The 23,507-nt window shown below is 75.8% G+C and carries 13 protein-coding genes, 6 pseudogenes and 1 riboswitch; of the genes and pseudogenes, 12 read left to right on the top strand and 7 right to left on the bottom strand.

Annotated elements, in window-relative coordinates; translation table 11 throughout:
* Positions 1-82: 82 nt before the first annotated feature.
* A riboswitch (cobalamin riboswitch) is annotated at positions 83-169 on the top strand.
* A gap of 130 nt (positions 170-299) precedes the next feature.
* The 7 genes and pseudogenes from L6E17_RS14675 (at position 300) to cobC (ending at position 8,703) form a co-directional block, all read left to right on the top strand.
* The gene (locus L6E17_RS14675) at positions 300-1,256 is read left to right on the top strand and encodes a cobalamin biosynthesis protein (RefSeq protein WP_236241219.1); all 957 of its coding nucleotides are present in this window, start codon (positions 300-302) and stop codon (positions 1,254-1,256) included.
* Positions 1,253-2,761 (top strand): cobyric acid synthase, encoded by a 1,509-nt coding sequence (locus tag L6E17_RS14670; RefSeq protein WP_236241218.1) that lies wholly within the window; start codon positions 1,253-1,255, stop codon positions 2,759-2,761. Before L6E17_RS14675 ends, L6E17_RS14670 begins: the two co-directional genes overlap by 4 nt.
* Before the next feature lie 175 nt (positions 2,762-2,936).
* Positions 2,937-4,995 (top strand): annotated as a pseudogene (locus tag L6E17_RS14665) (putative cobaltochelatase).
* Positions 4,995-5,603 carry a cob(I)yrinic acid a,c-diamide adenosyltransferase gene (gene cobO / locus L6E17_RS14660; protein WP_071275200.1) on the top strand — a complete coding sequence of 203 codons (609 nt, stop codon included), beginning with the start codon at positions 4,995-4,997 and terminating at the stop codon, positions 5,601-5,603. Before L6E17_RS14665 ends, cobO begins: the two are co-directional and overlap by 1 nt.
* Positions 5,597-6,954, top strand: a pseudogene (locus tag L6E17_RS14655) (cobyrinate a,c-diamide synthase). Before cobO ends, L6E17_RS14655 begins: the two are co-directional and overlap by 7 nt.
* A pseudogene (locus tag L6E17_RS14650) lies at positions 6,951-7,420 on the top strand (cobalamin biosynthesis protein). Before L6E17_RS14655 ends, L6E17_RS14650 begins: the two co-directional pseudogenes overlap by 4 nt.
* Positions 7,421-7,554: 134 nt before the next feature.
* A complete protein-coding gene (gene cobC / locus L6E17_RS14645) occupies positions 7,555-8,703 on the top strand; it encodes an Rv2231c family pyridoxal phosphate-dependent protein CobC (RefSeq protein WP_236241217.1) in 1,149 nt (382 codons plus the stop codon).
* A 293-nt stretch (positions 8,704-8,996) separates the two neighbouring features.
* Here the strand turns inward: cobC and L6E17_RS14640 are convergent, their stop codons facing one another.
* Together L6E17_RS14640 and L6E17_RS14635 are read right to left on the bottom strand one after the other, a co-directional pair.
* Positions 8,997-9,716: a leucine-rich repeat domain-containing protein gene (locus L6E17_RS14640; RefSeq protein ID WP_236241216.1), complete on the bottom strand. Its 720-nt coding sequence runs from the start codon at positions 9,714-9,716 to the stop codon at positions 8,997-8,999.
* A complete protein-coding gene (locus tag L6E17_RS14635) occupies positions 9,713-10,849 on the bottom strand; it encodes an SCO1860 family LAETG-anchored protein (RefSeq protein WP_236241215.1) in 1,137 nt (378 codons plus the stop codon). The genes L6E17_RS14640 and L6E17_RS14635 overlap by 4 nt, the downstream gene beginning before the upstream one ends.
* Before the next feature lie 228 nt (positions 10,850-11,077).
* Between L6E17_RS14635 and L6E17_RS31480 the strand changes: the two are divergent.
* Positions 11,078-13,873, top strand: a pseudogene (locus L6E17_RS31480) (GNAT family N-acetyltransferase).
* A 345-nt stretch (positions 13,874-14,218) separates the two neighbouring features.
* On the opposite strand, the pseudogene L6E17_RS14615 reads toward L6E17_RS31480, so the two are convergent.
* The 3 genes and pseudogenes from L6E17_RS14615 to L6E17_RS14605 all read right to left on the bottom strand — a co-directional run.
* Positions 14,219-15,309 (bottom strand): annotated as a pseudogene (locus L6E17_RS14615) (amidohydrolase family protein).
* 61 nt (positions 15,310-15,370) lie between these two features.
* The gene (locus L6E17_RS14610; RefSeq protein ID WP_374109058.1) at positions 15,371-16,069 is read right to left on the bottom strand and encodes a LysR substrate-binding domain-containing protein; all 699 of its coding nucleotides are present in this window, start codon (positions 16,067-16,069) and stop codon (positions 15,371-15,373) included.
* A 218-nt stretch (positions 16,070-16,287) separates the two neighbouring features.
* Positions 16,288-16,383, bottom strand: a pseudogene (locus L6E17_RS14605) (LysR family transcriptional regulator); the annotation flags it as partial.
* Between the two features lie 859 nt (positions 16,384-17,242).
* Here L6E17_RS14605 and ectA point away from each other — a divergent pair.
* From ectA to thpD, 4 genes are all read left to right on the top strand, one after another.
* Positions 17,243-17,785 carry a diaminobutyrate acetyltransferase gene (gene ectA / locus L6E17_RS14600; RefSeq protein ID WP_236241212.1) on the top strand — a complete coding sequence of 181 codons (543 nt, stop codon included), beginning with the start codon at positions 17,243-17,245 and terminating at the stop codon, positions 17,783-17,785.
* 134 nt (positions 17,786-17,919) lie between these two features.
* Complete coding sequence (ectB, locus tag L6E17_RS14595) at positions 17,920-19,188, top strand: diaminobutyrate--2-oxoglutarate transaminase (protein WP_236241211.1); 1,269 nt, start codon at positions 17,920-17,922, stop codon at positions 19,186-19,188.
* Between the two features lie 47 nt (positions 19,189-19,235).
* Entirely contained in the window at positions 19,236-19,634 is a 399-nt protein-coding gene (locus tag L6E17_RS14590) for an ectoine synthase (protein WP_236241210.1), read from the top strand.
* Between the two features lie 5 nt (positions 19,635-19,639).
* Positions 19,640-20,497: an ectoine hydroxylase gene (gene thpD, locus L6E17_RS14585; RefSeq protein ID WP_236241209.1), complete on the top strand. Its 858-nt coding sequence runs from the start codon at positions 19,640-19,642 to the stop codon at positions 20,495-20,497.
* Between the two features lie 122 nt (positions 20,498-20,619).
* Here thpD and L6E17_RS14580 read toward each other — a convergent pair whose 3' ends face one another.
* Together L6E17_RS14580 and L6E17_RS14575 are read right to left on the bottom strand one after the other, a co-directional pair.
* The gene (locus tag L6E17_RS14580; RefSeq protein WP_236241208.1) at positions 20,620-21,672 is read right to left on the bottom strand and encodes an aminotransferase class V-fold PLP-dependent enzyme; all 1,053 of its coding nucleotides are present in this window, start codon (positions 21,670-21,672) and stop codon (positions 20,620-20,622) included.
* A 239-nt stretch (positions 21,673-21,911) separates the two neighbouring features.
* Complete coding sequence (locus L6E17_RS14575; RefSeq protein ID WP_236241207.1) at positions 21,912-23,441, bottom strand: aldehyde dehydrogenase (NADP(+)); 1,530 nt, start codon at positions 23,439-23,441, stop codon at positions 21,912-21,914.
* Positions 23,442-23,507: the final 66 nt, after the last annotated feature.

Here is a 23,507-nt window from a genome sequence, read left to right as displayed (position 1 = left end):
CACTGTCCCGCCGCAGGTCAAGAGTGAGTTGACGGGCCTTCGCGGAGCGTGGTGGACTGCCCCAGCCATCTACGGCGGCAGCAGAGGAAGCCGGTGAGAATCCGGCGCGGTCCCGCCACTGTCACCGGCGCAGTCCGTCCCGACGGACGCGGCCGGGAGCCAGGAACTCTCACCGCCGGTTCCGTCGAGCCAGGGCGCGGACCCTGAGTGAGGACATGCCGCCATGACCGGCCCCGTCGCGCGTACACCGAGACCCCTCCCAGCCGGCCGTCGGCGAGGCGTATCGGACGGCTGAGCCCATGCGCGCTGATCGAGTCTTCGCGTACGGCGCCGCCGCCGGGCTGCTCGCCGACCTGCTGCTCGGCGATCCGCGCCGCGGCCATCCCGTCGCCGTCTTCGGGCGGGCCGCCGGTGCCGTGGAGGGCGCGCTGTGGCGCGACCACCGCGGCTGGGGCGCGCTGCACACCGCGGTGTGCGCCGGTGGTGCCGCCGCGGGTGCCGCCCTCGCCGCGCGCGCCGTGCGCGGCAGCGGCACCGCCTCCGCCGCACTGACCGCCGCCACCGTGTGGGCCGTCGTCGGCGGCACCACCCTGGGGCGCGAGGCCCGCGCCGTCGCCGGCGCCCTCGCCGCCGGGGACCTGGAGGTGGCGCGGGAGCGGCTGCCGCACCTGTGCGGACGCGACCCGCAGCACCTCGACGGGCCCGGCATCGCCCGGGCCGTCGTGGAGTCCGTCGCCGAGAACACCTCCGACGCCGTGGTGGGCGCCCTCGTGTGGGGCGCGGTCGGCGGCGTGCCCGGGCTCGTCGCCTTCCGGGCGGTCAACACCCTGGACGCGATGGTCGGCCACAAGTCGGCGCGCTACCGCCGCTTCGGCTGGGCGTCGGCGCGGCTCGACGACGTGGCCGGCTGGCCCGGGGCCCGGCTGACGGCCGCGCTCGCCGCCGTCGCGGGCGGCGACCGGCGCGGAGCCGTCCGGGCCTGGCGCGAGGACGCGGGCCGCCACCCGAGCCCCAACGCGGGCCCCGTGGAGGCGGCGTTCGCCGGCGCGCTGGGCGTACGGCTCGGGGGCACCCTCTCGTACGGGGGGCGGGTCGAGCACCGGCCGGTCCTCAACGGGCAGGGGAGGGCCGTCGACGTGGCGGACGTCGAGCGGGCGGTGCGGCTGTCCCGTCGGGTGAGCGGGCTGGCGCTGGTGGCCTGCGCCGCCGGGCGGCTGGCGGTCGGCGCGTGGAAGCGGAAGCGGAGGGCTTCATGAGGGGTGGGGGGCTGCTCGTCGCGGGGACGACCTCCGACGCGGGCAAGAGCGTCGTGACGGCCGGCATCTGCCGCTGGCTGGTCCGGCAGGGCGTGAAGGTCGCGCCGTTCAAGGGGCAGAACATGTCCCTCAACTCGTACGTGACCCGGGAGGGCGCCGAGATCGGACGCGCCCAGGCCATGCAGGCGCAGGCCGCCCGGGTGGAGCCGAGCGCCCTGATGAACCCGGTGCTGCTGAAGCCCGGCAGCGACCGGTCCAGCCAGGTCGTGCTGATGGGCAGGCCCGTGGGCGAGCTGAGCGCGCGCGGCTACCACGGAGGCCGGCAGCAGGCGCTGTTCGGCACGGTCGTGGAGTGCCTGGAAGAGCTGCGCGCCACGCACGACGCCGTGGTCTGCGAGGGCGCGGGCAGCCCCGCCGAGATCAACCTTCGGCGCAACGACATCGTGAACATGGGCATCGCGCGGGCCGCCCGGCTGCCGGTGCTCGTGGTGGGCGACATCGACCGGGGCGGGGTCTTCGCGCAGTTCTTCGGCACGACGGCGCTGCTGGCCGCCGAGGACCAGGAGCTGGTGGCGGGCTACCTCGTCAACAAGTTCCGCGGGGACGTCACCCTGCTGGAGCCGGGGCTGGACATGCTGCGCGACCTGACGGGCCGCCGGGCCTTCGGCGTGCTGCCGTACGCGCACGGGCTCGGCATCGACGAGGAGGACGGGCTGCGGGTCTCGCTGCGCGGCGCGGTGCGCGAGTCGGTCGTGGCGCCGCCGGTCGGCGAGGACGTGCTGCGCGTCGCGGTGTGCGCCGTGCCGCTGATGTCCAACTTCACGGACGTGGACGCGCTGGCCGCCGAACCGGGCGTGATCGTGCGGTTCGTGGACCGGCCGGAGGAGCTGGCCGACGCGGACCTCGTGGTCGTGCCGGGCACCCGCGGCACGGTGAAGGCGCTCGCGTGGCTGCGGGAGCGGGGCCTGGCGGACGCACTGGTGCGGCGCGCCGCCGAGGGGCGGCCGGTGCTGGGCGTCTGCGGCGGGTTCCAGGTGCTGGGCGAGCACATCCATGACGACGTCGAGTCCCGGGCCGGCGAGGTCGCGGGGCTGGGGCTGCTGCCGGTGCGGGTGCGCTTCGCGCCCGAGAAGACCCTCGCGCGGCCTGTGGGCGAGGCCCTGGGCGAGCCGGTGGAGGGCTACGAGATCCACCACGGCGTCGCCGACGTACGGGGCGGGGAGGCGTTCCTCGACGGGTGCCGGGTCGGTGCCGTGTGGGGGACGCACTGGCACGGGTCGCTGGAGAGCGACGGCTTCCGCCGGGCGTTCCTGCGGGAGGTCGCCGCGGCGGCCGGGCGGCGCTTCGTCCCGGCGCCCGACACGTCCTTCGCGGCCCTGCGGGAGGAGCAGCTGGACCGGCTCGGCGACCTCATCGAGCGGCACGCGGACACCGACGCGCTGTGGAAGCTCATCGAGTCGGGGCCGCCGGGCGGGCTGCCGTTCATCGCCCCGGGGGCGCCGTGAGCACCCCCGGCGCGGCCGCCCCCGCGGGCGCGGGTGCCGGGCCGCGGCCGCGCACGAGCCGGGCGCCGGGGGCGGGCCGCTCCCGCCTGCCCGGCGGGCACCGCTCCGCCCGGCCCCGGCACCACCGCACAGACACGTCCGATCGCAGCAGTTCCCTGGAAAGGGGTATCCGCTAATGGCCTCGGTTCCCTACCCGTTCACCGCCGTCGTCGGCATGGACGACATGCGGCTGAGCCTGCTGCTCAACGCCGTCTCACCGAGCATCGGCGGTGTGCTCGTACGGGGTGAGAAGGGCACCGCCAAGTCGACGGTCGTGCGCGGGCTGACGGCCCTGCTGCCCGCGATGGACACCGTCCCGGGCTGCCGCTTCTCCTGCGCGCCCGGCGGGCCGGACCCGGAGTGCCCCGACGGGCCCCACGAGCCCGGGGCGGGCGTTGCCCGCCCGACGCGCCTGGTCGAGCTGCCCGTCGGGGCCTCCGAGGACCGGCTCGTCGGGGCGCTGGACATCGAGCGGGCCCTCGCGGAAGGCGTGAAGGCGTTCGAGCCGGGGCTGCTCGCGCAGGCGCACCGGGGGATCCTGTACGTCGACGAGGTCAATCTCCTGCACGACCACCTCGTGGACCTGCTGCTGGACGCCGCCGCCATGGGCGCCTCCCACGTCGAGCGCGAAGGCGTCTCCGTGCGGCACGCCGCCCGGTTCCTGCTCGTCGGGACGATGAACCCCGAGGAGGGCGAGCTGCGGCCCCAGTTGCTGGACCGGTTCGGGCTGACCGTGGAGGTGGCTGCGTCCCGGGACCCGGAGCAGCGGGTGGAGGTGGTGCGGCGGCGGCTCGCGTACGACGACGACCCGGCCGCGTTCGCCGCGCGCTGGGCGGGCGAGGAGGCCGCCCTGCGGGAGCGGATCGCGGCCGCGCGGGCGCTGCTGCCGCAGGTGGTGCTGGGCGACGGCGCGCTGCGCCGGATCGCGGCCACGTGCGCGGCGTTCGAGGTGGACGGCATGCGCGCCGACATCGTGATGGCCAGGACCGCGACGGCGCTGGCGGCCTGGGCGGGGCGCACGGACGTGACCGTCGAGGACGTGCGGCAGGCGGCGCTGCTCGCGCTGCCGCACCGGCGGCGACGCAACCCCTTCGACGCGCCGGGGCTGGACGAGACGAAGCTGGACGAGACGCTGGAGGAGTTCGGCGGCGGGGACGACGGGCCCGAGCCGGACCCGGAGGGCCCGGAAGGCGGCCCCGACGGCGGCGGTGGGGGCGGTGGGGTCCCTCCGCAGCCGCAGGGGCCCGACGCGGGGCAGGACGGGCAGCAGCAGGAGCAGTCCGGGGAGCGGCCCGAGGACTCCCCGGCCCCCGGCGCCGCCCCTCCCCGGCCCGGCCCCGGCTCCGGCTCCGGCTCCTGAGCAGGCTCCCGCCAAGGCCGCCGAGCCGTTCCGTACGAAGGTGCTCACCGTCCCCGGCCTGGGTGACGGGGCAGCCGGGCGCCGCTCGCGGGCCCGCACCGAGCACGGCCGCACCACCGGGGCGCACCGCCCCCGGGGCGCGTTGACGAAGCTGCACCTGGCGGCGACCGTGCAGGCCGCCGCCCCGCACCAGCGCAGCCGCGGCCGGTCGGGCCCGGGGCTCGTGGTGCGCCGCGACGACCTGCGCCAGGCGGTGCGGGAGGGCCGCGAGGGGAACCTCGTGCTGTTCGTGGTGGACGCCTCCGGGTCGATGGCGGCCCGGCAGCGGATGGGCGCCGTGAAGGGCGCCGTCATGTCGCTGCTGATGGACGCGTACCAGCGGCGGGACAAGGTGGGGCTGGTGACGTTCCGGGGCCGCGGCGCGGAGCTGGCGCTGCCGCCGACCTCGTCGGTGGACGCGGCGGCGGCGCGCCTGGAGCAGCTGCCCACCGGGGGGCGCACGCCCCTGTCGGAAGGGCTGCTGAAGGCGCACGACGTGCTGCGGGTGGAGCGGCTGCGGGATCCGGCGCGGCGGCCGCTGCTGGTGGTCGTCACGGACGGGCGGGCCACGGGCGGTGTGGAGCCGCTGCGGCTGGCCGCCCGTGCGGCGGGGCTGCACGCCGCCGAGGGCACCGCTTCGGTGGTGGTGGACTGCGAGACCGGGCCGGTGCGGCTGGGCCTCGCGGCCGAGCTGGCAGCGCAGTTGGGCGGTACCGCCGTGACGCTGGACGAGCTGCGGGCGGACGCCATCGCCGGGCTGGTCAAGGACGCTCGTACAACAAGGAGGGCCGCATAGTGCCGCAGGGACAGCCGCTCGTCGTGCCGAACGACGGGCTCACCACGCGCCAGCGCCGCAACCGCCCGCTGGTGATGGTGCACACCGGGGTCGGCAAGGGGAAGTCGACGGCCGCCTTCGGGATGGCGCTGCGCGCCTGGAACCAGGGCTGGCCGGTCGGGGTGTTCCAGTTCGTCAAGTCGGCGAAGTGGAAGGTGGGCGAGGAGAACGCCCTGAAGGCCCTCGGGGAGACCGGCAAGGGCGGGACCGTCGTCTGGAACAAGATGGGCGAGGGCTGGTCGTGGATCCAGCGCGACCCGAAGGACGGCGAGCCGTCGCACGAGGAGAAGGCGCGGGAGGGCTGGGAGCAGGTCAAGCGCGACCTGGCCGCCGAGACGTACCGGTTCTACGTGCTGGACGAGTTCGCGTACCTGCTGCACTGGGGCTGGGTGGACACGGCGGAGGTCGTCGAGGTGCTGCGGGACCGGCCGGGGCAGCAGCACGTGGTGATCACGGGCCGCAACGCGCCGCAGGAGCTGGTGGACTTCGCGGACCTGGTCACCGACATGTCGAAGGTGAAGCACCCGATGGACGCGGGTCAGAAGGGCCAGCGGGGCATCGAGTGGTAGCCGTTCCCCGTCTCGTCATCGCCGCGCCCTCGTCGGGTGCGGGCAAGACCACGGTCGCGACCGGGCTGATGGCGGCGTTCGCCGAGCGGGGGCTCGCCGTGTCGCCGCACAAGGTCGGCCCCGACTACATCGACCCGGGCTACCACGCGCTGGCGACCGGCCGCCCGGGGCGGAACCTGGACGCCTACATGTGCGGGACGGAGCTGGTGGCGCCGCTGTTCGCGCACGGTGCGGCGGGCTGCGACCTGGCCGTGGTGGAGGGCGTGATGGGCCTGTACGACGGCGCCGCGGGCGAGGGGGAGCTCGCGTCGACGGCGCAGGTGGCGAAGGTGCTGAAGGCGCCCGTGGTGCTGGTGGTGGACGCCTCGTCGCAGTCCCGGTCGGTGGCGGCGCTGGTGCACGGGTTCGCCTCGTGGGATCCGCAGGTGCGGATCGGCGGGGTGATCCTGAACAAGGTCGCCACGGACCGGCACGAGCGCCTGCTGCGGGAGGCGCTGGAGGAGTCCGGTGTGCCGGTGCTGGGCGTGCTGCGGCGGGCCCCCTCGGTGGCGACGCCGTCGCGGCACCTGGGGCTGGTCCCGGTGGCGGAGCGGCACGCGGACGCGGTGGACGCGGTGCGGGCGCAGGCGGCGCAGGTGCGGGCGGGCTGCGACCTGGAGGGGCTGCTCGCGCTGGCGCGCAGCGCTCCCGCGCTGGACGTGGAGCCCTGGTCGGCCGGGGCCGCCGTGCAGGGGGCGGCCGTCGGCGGCGCCCGGCCGGTGGTGGCCGTGGCCGGGGGCGCGGCGTTCACGTTCTCGTACGCGGAGCACGCCGGCTGCTCACCGCCGCCGGGGCGGAGGTGGTGGCGTTCGACCCGCTGCGGGACGAGGCGCTGCCGCCGGGCACGCGGGGGCTGGTGATCGGCGGCGGGTTCCCCGAGGTGTACGCGCCCGAGCTGAGCGCGAACGAGGCGCTGCGGGGCGCGGTGGCGGAGCTGGCGCGTTCGGGTGCGCCGGTCGCGGCGGAGTGCGCGGGGCTGCTGTACCTCGCGCGGTCGCTCGACGGGAAGCCGATGTGCGGGGTGCTGGACGCGGACGCGCGGATGTCGGAGCGGCTGACGCTCGGCTACCGCGACGCGGTGGCGCTGCACGACAGCCCGGTCGCGGCGGCCGGGACGCGGATGCGGGGCCACGAGTTCCACCGCACGGTGATCGAGCCGGGCGCGGGCCCGTCCCCGGCGTGGGGGATGCGGCTGCCCGAGCGGCGCGCGGAGGGGTTCGTGCGGGGCGGGGTGCACGCCAGTTACCTGCACACGCACTGGGCGGCGGTCCCGGAGGCGGCCCGGCGGTTCGTGGGGTCCTGCGGGCCGTGACGCGGGCGGTGGGGCTGGTGGTGGGGGTGGGCGCCCGGCGGGGCGTGTCGGCGGACGAGGTGCTGGCGCTGGTGCGGGACGTGCTGCGGGAGGCGGGGCTGCCGTGTGCCGCGGTCGTCGAGGTGGCGACCGTGGCGTCCAAGGCGGCCGAGCCGGGGCTGGTCGAGGCGGCGGCCCGGCTCGGGGTGCCCCTGCGGGGCCGCCCCGCGGAGGAGTTGGCGCGGGTGGTGGTGCCGCACCCGTCGGAGCGGCGCGCGCGGCGGCCGGAACGCCCTCCGTGGCCGAGGCCGCGGCGCTGGCGGGCGGGGGCGACCTCCTCGTACCGAAGCGGAAGCAGGTGCCCGGCGACGGGGCCGGGGCGCGGGTGACGTGTGCGGTGGCGGCGCGCGGCGGGGCGCGGTTGCCGGTGCGGGGCCCGGGGTACACCGGTGAGGACGCCGCGTTCGGGTTACCGGCGCGGCCCTGATCCGCTGCCCCGAGCACCATGGCTTCCGTGCCTCCGCTCCCCCGAAGCGGAGCCGGGGCCCTCGTGGTGGGCCGCCGACGCCGTCGGTCCGCCGCGCTCACCCCCCACTGTCCCCCCCATCCCCACAGGCGGCCATGTACACCCACGCAGACAGCGACAGACATTTCCCCGGCTCCGGTGACGCGCGGCACGGCGCGGAGGCGGAAGGCCGCGGTTTCGACCTGCGGCACCACGGTGACGCGGAGGTACGGGACGAGAAGTTGACGGACCTCGCCGTCAACGTCCGTACGGGCACTCCGCCGGAGTGGCTGCGGCAGCGCATCGCGGACTCCCTGACCGGTCTGGCCGCCTACCCCGACGGGCGGGCCGCGCGGGCGGCGGTCGCCGAGCGGCACGGGCTGCCCGTGCGGAACGTCCTGCTGACGTCGGGCGCCGCGGAGGCGTTCGTGCTGCTGGCGCGGGCCCTGCGGGTGCGCCGGCCGGTGGTGGTGCACCCGCAGTTCACGGAGCCGGAGGCGGCCCTGCGGGACGCGGGGCACGAGGTGCGGCGGGTGCTGCTGCGCGAGGAGGACGGATTCCGGCTGGATCCCGCGCTGGTGCCGCAGGACGCGGACCTGGTGGTGGTCGGCAATCCGACGAACCCGACGTCGGTGCTGCACCCGGCGGCGGTCATCGCCGAACTGGCCAGGCCGGGGCGGACGCTGGTGGTCGACGAGGCGTTCATGGACGCGGTGCGCGGCGAGCGCGAGGCGCTGGCGGGCCGTACGGACCTGCCCGGTCTGGTGGTGCTGCGCAGCCTGACGAAGACCTGGGGCCTGGCGGGGCTGCGCGTCGGATACGTGCTCGCGGCGCCGGAGACGGTGGCGGCGCTGGAGCGGGCGCAGCCGCTGTGGCCGGTGTCGACTCCGGCGCTCGTGGCGGCCGAGGCCTGCATGGCGCCGCGGGCGCTGGCGGAGGCGGAGGAGGCCGCGCGGCGGGTGGAGGCGGAGCGGGCCCATCTCATGGCCGGTCTCGCGGAGTTCGAGGAGGTCCGGGCGGTGGAGGCCGCCGAGGGGCCGTTCGTGCTGATCCGGGTGGAGGGCGCGGACGTGGTGCGGGAGCGGCTGCGGGACCTGGGCTTCGCCGCGCGCCGCGGCGACACGTTCCCGGGGCTGGGGCCGCAGTGGCTGCGGCTGGCGGTCCGGGACCGCGCCACGACGAACCGTTTCCTCCAAGCCCTGGACCAGGCGCTGGTGATGGCCGGCTGCGCGGGCCCCTGCACGGGCGGCCGCGGCGGCGCCTGAGCGTCTGCGGGGTGCCGCGCCGGGGCCGGGCGGTCCTGCGGGACGGGTGCCCGCGCCGGGGCCGCGGCGACGGCGGTGCGGGCCGGGGCGTCGGGGCCGCCCGGCGTGGAGGCGGTGGCGGCGTACGGGTCGGGCGGTCGGCTCGGATGGGGGCGGCCCTGATCCGCCGGGAGGGCCGCCCGCCCGGCCTCCCGGGGGCCGCCGTGCACCGCTCGCCGAGCAGCCCCGTCGCCGGACGGCCGGCCCGCGCCTGTGACGGGCGCGGCGGCCTCGGGGTGAGGCCGCCGCGCCCGTCACGTCAGGACCACGCAGCCGCGCTCCGTCAAGCTGCCGATCGGGGCGGCCGACGGGTCGACGGCGTTCCACCGCAGGTCCAGTTTCTCCAGCGACGGCAGCTCGGCGAGCCAGTCGGGCAGCGTGCGGAGCCGGTTGCCGCGCAGGTCGAGGCGGCGCAGCAGGGGCAGTCCGGCGAGGGCCGGCGGGACCTCTCCGAGCGCGTTGTCCCGCAGGTCGGCGAGCCTCAGTTCGGTGAGGGCCGCGGCGGTGTCGGGCAGCCTGGTCAGGGCGTTGCCGCGCAGGTGCAGTTCGCGGAGCCGGGACAGCCGGCCGAGGCCGTCCGGCAGGTCGGCGAGCCGGTTGTGCGCGGCGCGCAGCTCGACCAGGCCCGTCATCCCGGCCAGCGTGCCGGGTAGCGCGGTGAGCCGGTTCTCACCGACGTTCAGATAGCGCAGGCCGGTCAGTGCGCCGAGGCCGTCCGGCAGGTCGGCCAGCCGGTTGTCGTGCAGGTAGAGGTAGGCGGTCAGCGCGGGCAGCCGACCGAGTGCGTCCGGCACCGACGTGAGGCGGTTATGGCCGAGGTCCAGGGTGTGGAGGCGGTGCAACCGTTCGATGGCGGGCGGGAGTTCGGTGAGGTCGTTGTCCGCGAGGATGAGGACTTCGAGCTCGGTGCGCTCCCAGACGGCGTCGGGGATCCGTCCGAGCCGGTGCTGCCAGAGGTTCAGTGCCGCGGTCATCCGGTGCCTCCCGGCGGTGGTCGGCGTGTGGGCCGGCGGCAGGCTACGGGGCTCGGGGCAGCGCCGGCGGCAGGGTGCCGCCGGCGCTGCCCGGGTCCGCCGTCAGCCGCGGGTGCCCCGGCCGCAGCGCGGCGGGCGACGAGGAGGGCGGTGGTGCCCGCCGCGAGGAGGGCCGCGGCGCCCGTCACGACGTACGGGGCCCGGGAGCCTCCGCCGGTCTCGGCGAGGGCTTCCGTGGCGCGGGCGGGTGCGACGCCCTCCGACTGGGTCTTCGGGCCCGTCGCCGCGGCGGCCTCCGACGGGTCCGCGGCGTCCGGGCCTGCGGGCTCCCCGGTCGTGTCGTGCGCGGGCTGTACGGGCCTGGCGGCCGGGGCCGAGGGGTGCGGTGAGGCGTCCTGCCCGCCCGGCGCGGTGCAGTGCGCCTCGGCCAGGGTCACGTCGCCCCGTACGTCGGCGACGTTCAGGTCGAGGGGGTTCACGGTGACCTTCAGCCGCAGCGCGGTGGCGGCGGCGGTGGCGGAGGTGGTGGTCCGCTCGGACAGGTCCAGGGTGACCTCCCCGACGCCGGGCACCCGGACCGTGCTGCGGCCCCCGGGGGTGACCGTGACGCGCTTGCCGAGCACGGTGACCCGGCCCAGCAGGTTCGCTTCGGCGACGGGCCGGGCACCGGCCTCGCAGACGGCCTTGGCGGTGGCCTTCTCGGCCTCGACGAGGGAGAGCAGGGGCAGCCCCGGCAGGTGGACCCGGGCGCGGGCGAGCGTCACCGACGCCTCGGCGCGCCGGGCGTCGGCCGTCGCCGCGGCCTGGGCCGCGTCGGCGCGCAGCAGGTGGACGCGCCTGCCCCGGTCGACGCCGTCGACCCGTACGGTCAGCGCGGTCTTCTCGGCGGCGGCGGGGGCCTCGACTTCGTTGAGGGTGGCGCGGACGGGGACCTGTGCGGTCTTGTCGAGCAGGGACACGTCGAGCTCGGCGCGCAGGACGGCGGCGCCGGCGCGGCCCTGCTGACCCGGGGACGGGGTCGTCGCGTGCGCGGCGGGAGCGGCGGCGAGCGCGGTGAGGGCGACTGCGGCCGCGGCGGCGGGCGTGCGGCGGCGGTTGGCGGTGGTGCGGTACACGGTGGTGGATCCCCCCACGGGAAGGACATGAGTCACCGAACGGATGCGCACGGGACATGTGTGCACCCTGGGGCGGTGACGTGGGACACCGGGAATCCTGACCCCCGGACGGGTGAACCGGGGCCCCCGCAAGGGGAGTTCACCCCAAAGGGTCACCTTCGCCTCCGCGTTCGCATTCCGCGGATTGCTTCTCGAACAACCGTCCTTTAAGTTAGGTCAGCCTAACCTAAAGAGATCAGGACTAGAGTGAGCATCGAGGTCTACCGGGACCCCTGGGGCGTCCCGCATCTGCGCGCCGACGACCCGCGCGAACTCGCCCGCGCCCAGGGCCGCACCACCGCCCACGACCGGGCCTGGCAGCTGGAGGTCGAGCGCCACCGCGCCCAGGGGACCACCGCCGCCTTCCTCGGCCCGGACGCCGTCGAGTGGGACGTCTTCGCCCGCCGCGCACGGCTCGCCGACACCGCGCGCCGCTGCTTCGACCGGCTCGACGGCGACACCCGCGCCTGGGTCGGCGCGTACGTCGACGGCGTCAACGCCGGACTGGCCGAAGGGGCCCGCCGCAGCCCGGAGTTCGCCCGCACCGGGCTCGCACCGGGCGGGTGGGAGCCGTGGGTGCCGCTCGCGGTGTGGCTCTCGACCCACATCCTCTTCGCCGGCTTCCCCACGAAGCTGTGGCGGGAGGAGGTCGCCCGCCGCCTCGGTGACGACTCCGCCGAGCTCTTCGCCACGGACGGCCCCGGCACCTCGGGCAGCAACGGCTGGCTCGTGACGGGCGCCCGCACCGCGACCGGCTCCGCCCTCGTCGCGGGCGACCCGCACCGGTTCATCGAGGCGCCCGGCGTCTACCAGCAGATCCGGCTCGCCTGCCCGCAGTACGACGTCGTGGGCCTGGCCGTGCCGGGCGTGCCCGGCCTCGCCCACTTCGGGCACACGGGTACGGTCGCGTGGGCCATCACCAACGCCATGGCCGACTACCAGGACCTGTACCGGGAGCAGCTGCGCCGCACCGCTGACGGCGGGGTGGAGGCCCTCGGGCCGGACGGCTGGCGGCCCGCACGCGCCCACACCGAGACCGTCGAGGTCAAGGGTGCGGCACCGGTCACAGTGGAGGTCGTGGAGACCGACCGCGGACCGGTGATCATCCCCGCGGCCGGTGCCGGGGCGGCTCCGGCGGAGACCGGCGGCCGGCCGGGCACCGCGCTGCTCGCCCCCGCCGCCGGGCCCGGATCCGCGTCCCCGGGCGGGCCTGCCGCCGGGGCGCCGCCGCTGCCGGGGGACGCCGGCGGGGACGCCGCGGCGGGCGGCGCCGCACAGGCGCCGCCGGGGGCGCGATCAGCCTCCGCTACCCGCCCCGCGTCACCGGGGACCTCGGGTTCGCCGCGCTGCCCGCGCTGCTCGCCGCGGCGACCGTCGACGACATCGACCGGGCCGTCGACCGGTGGGTGGAACCCGTCAACGTCGTCCAGGCCGCCGACACCCGGGGCGGCACCCTGCACCGGGTCGCCGGCCACGTCCCCGTACGGGACCGCGCCAACCTGCTGCGGGTCGTGCCCGCCTGGGATCCCCGGCACGCCTGGCGCGGCCGCCACGAGCCGCTCCCCGGGCCGGTGTCGACGGTGTCGCCGTCATGGCGAACGAGCGCGGGCTCGCCGCGCCCCTGGGCGTGGAGTTCGCGCCGCCGCACCGGGCCCGGCGCATCGCGGAGCTGCTGGGCGCGTCGGAGGACTGGGACGCGGACGGCATGCGGGCCGTGCTCACCGACACCCGGCTGGCCTCCGCCCGCCCGCTGCTCGCGCTCGCGGCCGGACTGGACCCCGGCGCGCTCACCCCGCCGGCCTCGGCCCTGCGCGACCGGCTGCTGCGCTGGGACCGCCGTATGGACGCCGACAGCGCCGACGCCGCGCTGTACGCCGCCGTACGGGCCGCGGTGGTGCGCCGCGTCGCCGCGCACCCGGTCTTCGCGGACCTGGCCGCGCCCCCGGCCTACCCGCCGCTGTTCCAGCCGTGGCTGTCGCTGACGGCGCGGGTCGCGTACGCCCTGGAGACGCTGCTGACCAGCGGTCCCGTGCCGCCCGCCGACCGGGAGGCCGCCGTGCGCGCCGCGCTGGAGGAGGCCGCCGCGGCCCCGCCGGAGGGGCCCTGGGGCGCCACGCACCGGCTCGCTCCGTGGGCGGCCGTGCCCGACCCGGAGGACGAGCCCCGGTGGCCCGGCCTGGACGGCGACCACGACTGCGTGCTGTCCACCTCCAGCGTGCCGGGCCTCACCGACCGCGCCGCCCGCGGCCCGGCCGCCCGCTACGTGTGGGACCTCGCCCGCCGCGAGGACAGCCTGTGGGTCGTGCCGTTCGGCGCCTCCGGCGTGCCGGGCGACCCCCACCACCGGGACCAGCTGCCGCTGTGGCTGCGCGGCGAGCTGGTGCCCGTCATCACCGACTGGAACCGCCTCAGCAAGGAGCGACCCGCATGACCACCACCGCCCCCGTCTTCGAGCAGTTCGTCGAGGGCTTCGGCACCGTCCGGATCGTGCCCGTGGACCCGGACCGCGACGCCCCGCTGCTGCACACGTGGGTGACCGCCGAGCGGGCCCGCTTCTGGGGGATGTGCGGAGCGACCCTGGAGGAGGTCCGCGACATCTACACGCACCTGGACTCGCTCACGACGCACCACGCCTTCCTGGTGGAGCGCGACGGCGTGCCGGTCGCGCTGTTCCAGACGTACGAGCCGGAGGCCGACCGGGTCAGCGAGTGCTACGAGGTGCGGCCCGGCGACCTGGGCGTGCACCTGCTGCTGGCCCCGCCGACCACTCCCGAACCGGGCTTCTCCAGCAATCTCGTGAAGGCCTTCGCCGCGTACGCGCTGGCGGACCGCGAGCGGATCGTGGCCGAGCCGGACGCGGCGAACGAGAAGGCGATCGCGCTGCTGGTCCGCAGCGGGTTCGAACTGGGCCCGGAGGTGGTCCTGCCGGAGGTCGTCCTGCCCGAGGTGCACCTGGTGGAGAAGCGGGCCCGGCTGACCTTCTTCACCAAGGACGCGGGCTGACCCGTCCGTCCGGCCGGGGCACGCGGGGACGCCCGCGGCCGGGTGCCCTCGCGGGTCCGCGGGCGCGGGCCCTTGATGCGTCCGCGGGCGCGGGCCCCGGCGCCTGAGGGCCCGGATGCCTCCATAGGCGCGGCCCCGGCTGTGCTGCGCGCGACCGGGGGCACCGCGCGCGGGGCGCCCAGGGGTCCGTGACGCCGGGGGCCGGGGGTCGGCGGCCCGGGGGCCGGTGGGCCGGTAAGCCGGGGGCCGGGGCCGCAGGAGCTGCGGGAGTCGCTCGGCCCCGTAGGCACTTCAGAGCCTCCGGTGTGCACGGTCCACCCGGGGGGCCAGGCGGTCCTGCCGGGGCTACCCGACGATCCGCCCGTTGAGGACCACCCGCCGCGGTGCGGCCAGCACGCGGACGTCGGCGCGCGGGTCGTCGTCGTAGACGACCAGGTCCGCCGGGGCGCCCTCCTCCAGGCCGGGGCGTCCCAGCCAGGCGCGGGCCCCCAGCTCGTCGCGGACAGCGCGGCCACGGGCGGGATGCCCGCGGCGACCAGCTCCGCGACCTCCTCGGCCACCAGCCCGTGGGCCAGCGAGCCGCCCGCGTCCGTGCCGACGAAGACGGGGATCCCGGCGTCGTACGCGGCGCGGACCGTGTCGTACCGGCGGGCGTGCAGCCGGCGCATGTGGTCCGCCCAGCGCGGGAACCTGCCCTCGCCGCCGGCCGCGAGGTGCGGGAACGTGGCGATGTTCACGAGCGTGGGCACGATGGCGACCCCCCGCTCCGCGAAGAGCGGGATCGTGTCCTCGGTCAGCCCCGTGGCGTGCTCGATGCAGTCGATGCCCGCCTCCACCAGGTCCCGCAGGGAGTCCTCCGCGAAGCAGTGCGCGGTGACCCGGGCGCCCAGCCGGTGCGCCTCGGCGATCGCGGCCTCCACCTCGGCCCGGGGCCAGCAGGCGCTGAGGTCGCCGACCTCGCGGTCGATCCAGTCGCCGACGAGCTTCACCCAGCCGTCGCCCCGCCGCGCCTCCCGCGCGACGTAGGCGACCAGGTCCGCCGGCTCGATCTCGTGCGCGTAGTTGCGGATGTACCGGCGGGTGCGGGCGATGTGCCGGCCCGCCCGAATGATCTTGGGCAGGTCGTCGCGGTCGTCGATCCAGCGGGTGTCCGCCGCCGACCCGGCGTCCCGGATCAGCAGCGTGCCCGCGTCCCGGTCGGTGAGGGCCTGCTTCTCGCTGGTCTCGGCGTCGACCGCGCCGTGGGCGTCGAGGCCGACGTGGCAGTGGGCGTCCACCAGCCCGGGCAGGGCCCACCCGGTCACGGTCCTGACGTCGGCGGCCGCCACCGGCCGGCTGTAGGTGACCCGGCCGCCGACGACCCACAACTCGTCCCGTACGTCCTCCGGGCCGACGAGCACCCGCCCCTTCACATGCAGCACCATGCGATCGCTCATGCCCTGCACTGTACGGCGGCGGCGCCCGCCGCAGGGCGCCGCGGGCCGGACGTCCCCGCGCTCACGGGGACGTGGCGCCCGCGACCCGCGGGAGCGGCACCTGCGACCGCGGCGGCACCGGGGCGGGCGTCGGTCCCGCGATGGCCGGAGCCGTGCCGGTGAGCGCCTCCAGCAGGGCCTGGAGCGGGGGCGTGAGCTCACCGTCCCGTACGGCGAGCGCGACCGGCACGCGGGGCGCGGGCAGCACGCGGAAGGCGAGCCCGCGGTCCTGCGGCATCGCGTCAGCGGGGTGGAACACCGTCCAGGACGGCTCACGGGCACTCGCGACGTCCGCGAGGGTGTCGTCGAGGGTGGTGAACGGCGGGCCGGGCGTCCAGCCGGGCACGGCGGACGCGATCAGGTCGTGCAGGGCAGGGTTCGCCTCCCGGGGGACGAGCCGCAGCGGCAGCCGGGCCAGCGCCCGGGGGCAGGGGTCGCCGCCCTGGGCGGCCAGGGGGTGGTCGGCGGGGAGGGCCGCGATCAGCGGCTCCGTCCAGACCGGGTGCAGCGCCAGCCCGTCGGCCCGCCGCACGAGCCGGACGAGCGCGGCGTCGAAGGTGCCGGAGCGCACCGCCGCCAGGCGGGCCTCCTGCGGGGCGCGCTCCAGCCGTACGCGGAGCCGGGGCCGGTGGGCGGACAGGGTGCCGAGCGCGCGGTACACCCGGTCGGCGAAGGCGCGGCTGGTGCCCAGGCGCACCAGCCCGTCGGTGCCCGCGGCGATGCCGCCGCGGTGCGGCGTACCCGGCCCGCGGCGGCCAGGGCCGCGCGCGCCTCGGGCAGCAGTCCCTCGCCGGCGGCGGTGAGCCGCAGCGGCCCGTCGCCGTACCCGCCGTCAGGCCGGTCACCGGACGCGTCCCCGTACGCCTCGCCGTGCTCGTCACCGGCGCGCGTGAAGAGCGTGAGGCCCAACTCGCGCTCCAGCGCCTCGATCTGGGTCGCCACCAGGAAGCCGCTCCGGTGCAGCCGCCTGGCCGCCCGCCCGAGCCCGAGCTCCTCCGCGACGGCGACGAAGTACTTCAACTGACGCAGTTCCACGACCGCAGCCACCCGCCCCTCACTGAGCGTCCTCGATCACACCCCGGTACCGCACGGGTCAACCTCCGGGCGGTACCGGGTTCTTCCCCATGTGTACGTGCGGAGGACCGCTTTCCGCACAACGGCACGCGGAACCGGCTCGCGAGCTGGCCCGGCGGACACGGCACCCGACGGTGCCGGGGCCCCGGCGCCGGGCCACGGGGCGGGGCCGCGCGGCAAGCAAAGGCGCGGGGGTGAAGGGCGGCGCGGAACCCGCCGCGAACGCCGCACCGCACGGCCCCTCGGAGAGCAGGCCGCAGGGCGGCAGGCGGCAGGGCGGCAGGGGCGAAGGCCGCAAGGTCCACAGAGCCGCAGAGCCACACCGAAGACCACAAGGCCGCAGAGCCGCAGAGCCGCAGAGCCGCAGAGCCGCAGAGCCGCACCGTAGACCACGAGGCGGCAGTGCCTCAGGGCCGCAGACATACCGGCCGCCAAAGCCGCGCCAGAACCGCCGTGAGCGTAGCGATAAACGCCGGGCCCACTACCCGCCCGCATTTGCGATCACCTTCAGAAGCTACTCTTCAGGCGAATTCCCCTTCTCATTCGCAATCACTACTCATATGCTTCTGCCCCGCTTCCCCGATCCTAAACGCCAAGATTTCGATACGATTCAGGGAGCAATTCGGTTACTTGTCAAGGGCGTTACGACGATGTGACCGACCCCACATCGCGCCCGTTTTGCCCGGATATTCCCTCTCAAATCGGCCATTCTGTCGCGCTTTCGACGAGGCGTCGCGCCCGCGTGATAGCACAAAGCGCGCCGTGACCCAACACCCCGGCCCCGTGCAATCGAAGAAATTGCTCGGTAAATTCACTATGCATGACCGCCGCACAAGCAGACCTTGCACGTGCCCATCAGGAAATCCCCGGCATTCTGATCGACAGCCCCCGCGTGGAGGACGGAGCCGCGATCTGGCGCATCGCCCGCGACTCCCGGGTCCTGGACCTCAACTCCTCCTACAGCTACCTGCTGTGGTGCCGGGACTTCGCCGCCACGTCGCTCGTGGCCCGCGAGTCCCCCGGCGGGGAGCCCGTCGCCTTCGTGACCGGTTACGTCCGGCCCGACCGCCCCGGCACCCTCGTGGTGTGGCAGGTGGCCGTCGACCACGGCCACCGCGGACGCGGGCTCGCCGCCGGGCTCCTGGAGGCGCTGGCCTCCCGGCTGGCCGACCGGGGCGTCCACACCGTGGAGACGACGGTCACTCCCGACAACGTGCCCTCCGACCGCCTGTTCACGGCGTTCGCCGAGCGGCGCGGGGCGTCGCTGGAGCGCCGGGTGCTCTTCGACGGGGGCCTGTTCCCCGAGGGCACGCACGAGCCCGAGGTCCTCTACCGCATCACGCCGATCGCTCCCGCGGCCTGACGGCGACCCCAGCGTCGCCGCGGCCCCGGCACCGCGGCAGCCCGCCCGGACCCGCCGCTCGCCCCGCCCCACTCGCCGCCCCACCCACCCATCCCCCACCCCCATCCTCTTCTCTCCCTCCTGGAGTGACTGCTGTGACCATCACCCCGCCTGCCCTCAGCGTCTTCGAGAGCCTTGAGTCGGAGGTGCGCAGCTACTGCCGCGGCTGGCCGGCCGTGTTCGACCGCGCGCAGGGCGCACGGCTCACCGACGAGGACGGCGGCAGCTACCTGGACTTCTTCGCCGGTGCAGGATCGCTCAACTACGGGCACAACAACCCGGTCCTGAAACGCGCGCTCCTCGACTACCTGGAACGTGACGGCATCACCCACGGTCTGGACATGGCGACGACCGCCAAGCGGGCGTTCCTGGAGACGTTCCAGAACGTGGTGCTGCGGCCGCGCGACCTGCCCTACAAGGTGATGTTCCCGGGCCCGACGGGCACCAACGCGGTGGAGGCGGCGCTGAAGCTGGCCCGGAAGGTCAAGGGCCGCGAGTCCATCGTGTCGTTCACCAACGCCTTCCACGGCATGTCGCTGGGCTCCCTCGCCGTGACCGGCAACGCCTTCAAGCGGGCGGGCGCCGGCATCCCCCTGGTGCACGGCACGCCGATGCCGTTCGACAACTACCTGGACGGCCAGGTGCCGGACTTCCTGTGGTTCGAGCGCCTGCTGGAGGACAGCGGCTCGGGCCTGAACCGCCCCGCCGCCGTGATCGTGGAGACGGTGCAGGGCGAGGGCGGCATCAACGTGGCGCGGCCCGAGTGGCTGCGCGCCCTCGCGGACCTGTGCCGCCGCCGCGACATGCTGCTGATCGTCGACGACATCCAGATGGGCTGCGGCCGCACCGGCGGCTTCTTCTCCTTCGAGGAGGCGGGCATCACGCCGGACATCGTGACGCTCTCCAAGTCGATCAGCGGCTACGGCCTGCCGATGTCGCTGTGCCTGTTCAAGCCGGAGCTCGACGTGTGGGGCCCGGGCGAGCACAACGGCACCTTCCGCGGCAACAACCCGGCGTTCGTGACGGCCACGGCGGCGCTGGACGCCTACTGGGCGGACGGCGGCATGGAGAAGCAGACCGAGGCCCGCGGCGAGCAGGTCGAGCAGGCCCTGCTGACCATCTGCGACGAGAACTCCGCACACGGCGCCCACTACCGGGGCCGCGGCCTCGTGTGGGGCCTGGAGTTCTCCGACAAGGACCGGGCGACGCGGATCTGCCGGCGCGCCTTCGAGCTGGGGCTGCTGCTGGAGACCTCCGGCCCGGAGAGCGAGGTCGTGAAGCTGCTGCCGCCGCTGACCGTGACCCCCGACGAGCTCGACGAGGGGCTGCGCACACTGGCCCGCGCGGTCCACGAGACGGCCTGACCCGCCGACCGCACCGGCCGGGTCGACCCAACGGAAAGGACGGACACGTGATCATCCGATCACTGAAGGACATCGAGAACACCGAACGCCATGTGCGGTCGGCGTCCGGTACCTGGGAGAGCAAGCGGATCGTGCTCGCCCGCGAGAAGGTCGGCTTCTCGCTGCACGAGACCGTGCTCTACGCGGGCACGGAGACCTCCATGTGGTACGCGAACCACGTCGAGGCCGTGCTGTGCGTCGAGGGCGAGGCGGAGCTGACCGACGACGAGACGGGCGAGAAGCACTGGATCGAGCCGGGCACGATGTACCTGCTCGACGGCCACGAGAAGCACACTCTGCGCCCCAAGACCGACTTCCGCTGCGTGTGCGTCTTCAACCCGCCGGTGACGGGACGTGAGGACCACGACGAGAACGGTGTGTATCCCCTGCTGACGGAGGAGGACTGAGCAACATGGAGGACCTGTACCCGACGCGCGGCACGACGGAGGTCCTGACGGCCCGACGCGACCCGGTGGTCTGGGGTCCGCTGGACACCGACCTGGAGTCGTACGAGCGGGACGGCTTCCTCGCGATCGAGGACCTGCTGACGGACGAGGAGGTCGCGGTCTACCGCGCCGAGCTCGACCGGCTGATCGCCGACCCGGCGATCAGGGCGGACGAGCGGTCGATCATCGAGCCGAAGTCGCAGTCCGTGCGGTCGGTGTTCGAGGTGCACCGGATCAGCGACGTCTTCGCCAAGCTGGTGCGGGACGAGCGGGTGGCGGGCATGGCCCGCCGGATCCTCGGCTCCGACGTGTACGTCCACCAGTCGCGCATCAACGTGAAGCCGGGCTTCGGAGCCTCGGGCTTCTACTGGCACTCGGACTTCGAGACCTGGCACGCGGAGGACGGCCTGCCGCGCATGCGGACGGTGTCGGTGTCCATCGCGCTGACGGAGAACCACGACACCAACGGCGGCCTGATGATCATGCCGGGCTCGCACCGGACGTTCCTGGGCTGCGAGGGCGCGACGCCGAAGGACAACTACAAGAAGTCGCTGCAGATGCAGGACGCGGGCACCCCGTCGGACGAGGCGCTGACGCGGCTCGCCGACGCGCACGGGATCCGGCTGTTCACCGGCCGGGCCGGCTCGGCGACGTGGTTCGACTGCAACGCGATGCACGGCTCGGGCGACAACATCACGCCGTACCCGCGGAGCAACGTCTTCATCGTGTTCAACAGCGTGGAGAACACGGCGGTCGAGCCCTTCGCCGCCCCCGTCCGCCGCCCGGAGTTCATCGGGGCGCGGGACTTCACCCCGGTGAACTGACCCGCCCGCCCGCGTGAGCGCGGGAAGCGGTCCGGCCGGCTGTGCCCGGGGTCCGGGGAGTTCCCCCGGGCCCCGGGCGCAGCCGTGTCGCGTGCCGGGACGGACCGCCGGAAGGCGGGGGTTCAGCCGGCCAGCACCGCCAGCGCCCGCTCCACGTCCGCGTCCCCGTTGTAGAGGTGGAACGCGGCCCGCAGGTTCCCGTCGCGGGCGGCGGTGACGACCCCGGCCGCGGCCAGCTCCGGCTGGCGCGCCCCGAGCCCCGGGACGGCGACGATGGCGGAGTCGCCGGCGACGGGTGCGTACCCGAGCCCGGTCAGCCCGCTGCGGAAGCGGGCCGCGAGGGCGGTGGCGTGGGCGCGGACGGTGTCGATCCCGATCTCGTCGAGGAGCGCCAGCGACTGCTCCGCCCCGTGGTACGCGTGGAAGACGGGGCCCTCGTCGAAGCGCCGCGCCCCGGCGGCGAAGCGCTGCACCGGGCCGTAGCAGTCGTACGGCTCCTCCCCCGCGAACCAGCCGGCGTGCAGCGGGGCCAGGGAGTCCTGGGCCTCCTCGGTCACCGTGAGGAAGACCGCGCCGCGCGGGCAGAGCAGGAACTTGTACCCGCCGGTCACGGTGTAGTCGTACGCCCCGGCGTCCAGCGGCAGCCAGCCCGCGGACTGGGTGGCGTCGAGCAGGGTGCGGGCGCCGTGCGCGGCGGCGGCCTGCCGGATCGCGGCCAGGTCGGCGACCCTGCCGTCGGCGGACTGCACGGCGGAGAAGGCGACGAGTGCCGTGCCGGGCCGGACCGCGTCGGCCAGCGCGTCGAGCGGTGCCGAGCGGGTCCTGAGGTCGCCGCGCACCGCGAAGGGGCTGATGAGGGAGCTGAAGTCGCCTTCCGGGTAGAGCACTTCGGCTCCTGCCGGGAGGGAACCCGCGATCAGCGCCACGTGGCTGCTCACGGTGGCGCCGATCGCGACCCGGTCGGGTGTGACGCGTGCGAGCCGGGCGAAGAGCGCGCGGGCGGCCTCGATCGACGCGTGACTGCCGATCCCGTCCGGCCGCCCGGCGGCGTTCTGGTCGGCGAGGCTCTTCACCGCCTCGGCGGTACGGCGCGGGAGCAGTCCGCAGCTGGCGGTGTTCAGGTACGTGTGCGGTGACGCGAACTCCGCGCCGCCGAGGGGGGACAGGGCATCCATAGGGACACCCTGGAACGAACCCGATCTCCCGTCAATTGCGCGATTCTGCGCGACTCCCCCTAGGAAGGCTTATAGGTGGGGGCGGCCTGTACCGTCCGGCCCCGTCCGCAGCGGGCCCGGCACGCCGCGGCGCTCCACCGCACTGGCGGGTCCGGGGCTGCGGACAAGGGCCGTACCGGGTGCTCGCAGCGCCCGCCCTGGGCGGCTCGCAGCATCCGCCAGGGTGCCGGCTGCGGCCGTCAGGGGTGCTCGCGGCGGCCGTTGATCCGGCGTGGGAGGTTCAGGGGGTTGGCGTCGTGGAGCTCCGGGGGCAGGAGGGCCTGCGGGGTGTTCTGGTACGTGACCGGGCGCAGCCAGCGCTCGATGGCGGTGCCGCCGACGGACGTGGAGGTCGACGTGGTGGCCGGGTAGGGGCCGCCGTGGTGCTGGGCGGCCGCGACGGCCACGCCGGTGGGCCAGCCGTTGACGAGGACGCGGCCCGCCACGGGCGTGAGTTCGGCCAGCAGCGCGGCGGCGGCGCCCCGCTGCTCGTCCTCCGACACGTGCAGGGTCGCCGTGAGGTTGCCGGGGAGCCGGGAGACGACCGCCTTCACGTCGGCGTCGGACGCGTACCGGGCGACCACCGTGACCGGGCCGAAGCACTCCTCCAGCAGCAGGTCGTGCGGGCCCTCGGCGGCGAGGCGGGCGGCGGGGACGGTCAGGAACCCGGCGCCCACGGTGCGGTCGGCGTCGCCGGCGCCCGGGGCGACCGGGGCCGTCACGTCCGGCAGCGCGGCCCGCTCGGCCACGCCCTTGACGAAGGTCTCCCGCATGCGCGCGTCGAGGAGCACGCCGTCCGCGACCTCGCCCACGGCCTCCGCCAAGGACTCCACCAGCCGGTCGCCCGGCTCGCCGGACGGCACCAGCACCAGGCCGGGCTTGACGCAGAACTGGCCGCAGCCCAGCGTCATGGAGCCGGCCAGGCCCCGGCCGATCTCGGGCGCGCGCTCCGCCGCCGCGGCCTCGGTGACCACGACCGGGTTCAGCGAGCCGAGCTCGCCGTGGAACGGGATGGGCACCGGGCGGGCGGCGGCCGCGTCGAACAGCGCCCGGCCGCCGCGTACCGACCCGGTGAAGCCGGCGGCCGCGACGAGCGGGTGGCGGACCAGCTCGACTCCCGCGTCGAAGCCGTGCACCAGGCCGACGACCGCCTCGGGCAGGCCGTGCTCGGCCGCCGCGCCGCGCAGCACCGCCGCGACCGCCTCGGAGGTGCCCGGGTGGTCCGGATGGGCCTTGACGACCACCGGGCAGCCGGCGGCCAGGGCACTGGCCGTGTCGCCGCCCGCCACCGAGAAGGCGAAGGGGAAGTTGGAGGCGGCGTAGACCGCGACGACGCCCAGGGGGATCTTGTACCGGCGCAAGTCCGGTACCGGCGGGGTGGCCGATTCATCGGGGTGATCGATGATCACGTCCAGGAACGCGCCCTCGTCGACGACGTCAGCGAAGGCCCGCAGCTGGTAGCAGGTGCGGGCCAGTTCGCCCGTCAGGCGGGGGAGTCCCAGGGCTGTCTCGGCGTCGGCCTCGGCGGCCAGCCGGTCCCGGGCCTCCTCCAGCCGGTCCGCCGCGGTGCGCAGGAACGCGGCCCGCACGCCGCGGTCGGCCAGCGGCGACCGGGCGCCGTGCGCGGCCCGTACCGCCCGGTCGACGTCCGCGGGCGCCGCCTCGACGGCGACCTGCGCCCGCTGCTTCCCGGTCCTGGGGTCGACACTCCAGACTTGTGCTGCTGACACCGCGGCGTCCTCTCGGGCTGCTCGGCTGTTCGCTATTCTGAACGGGGTTCTCGATGCTGAACCATC

The organism is Streptomyces sp. CC228A (assembly GCF_021390935.1).
In the GTDB taxonomy this organism is placed as follows: domain Bacteria; phylum Actinomycetota; class Actinomycetes; order Streptomycetales; family Streptomycetaceae; genus Streptomyces.
The sequence above is the reverse complement of the archived record's forward strand: the minus strand, read 5'-3'. Positions and strand labels throughout refer to the sequence as shown.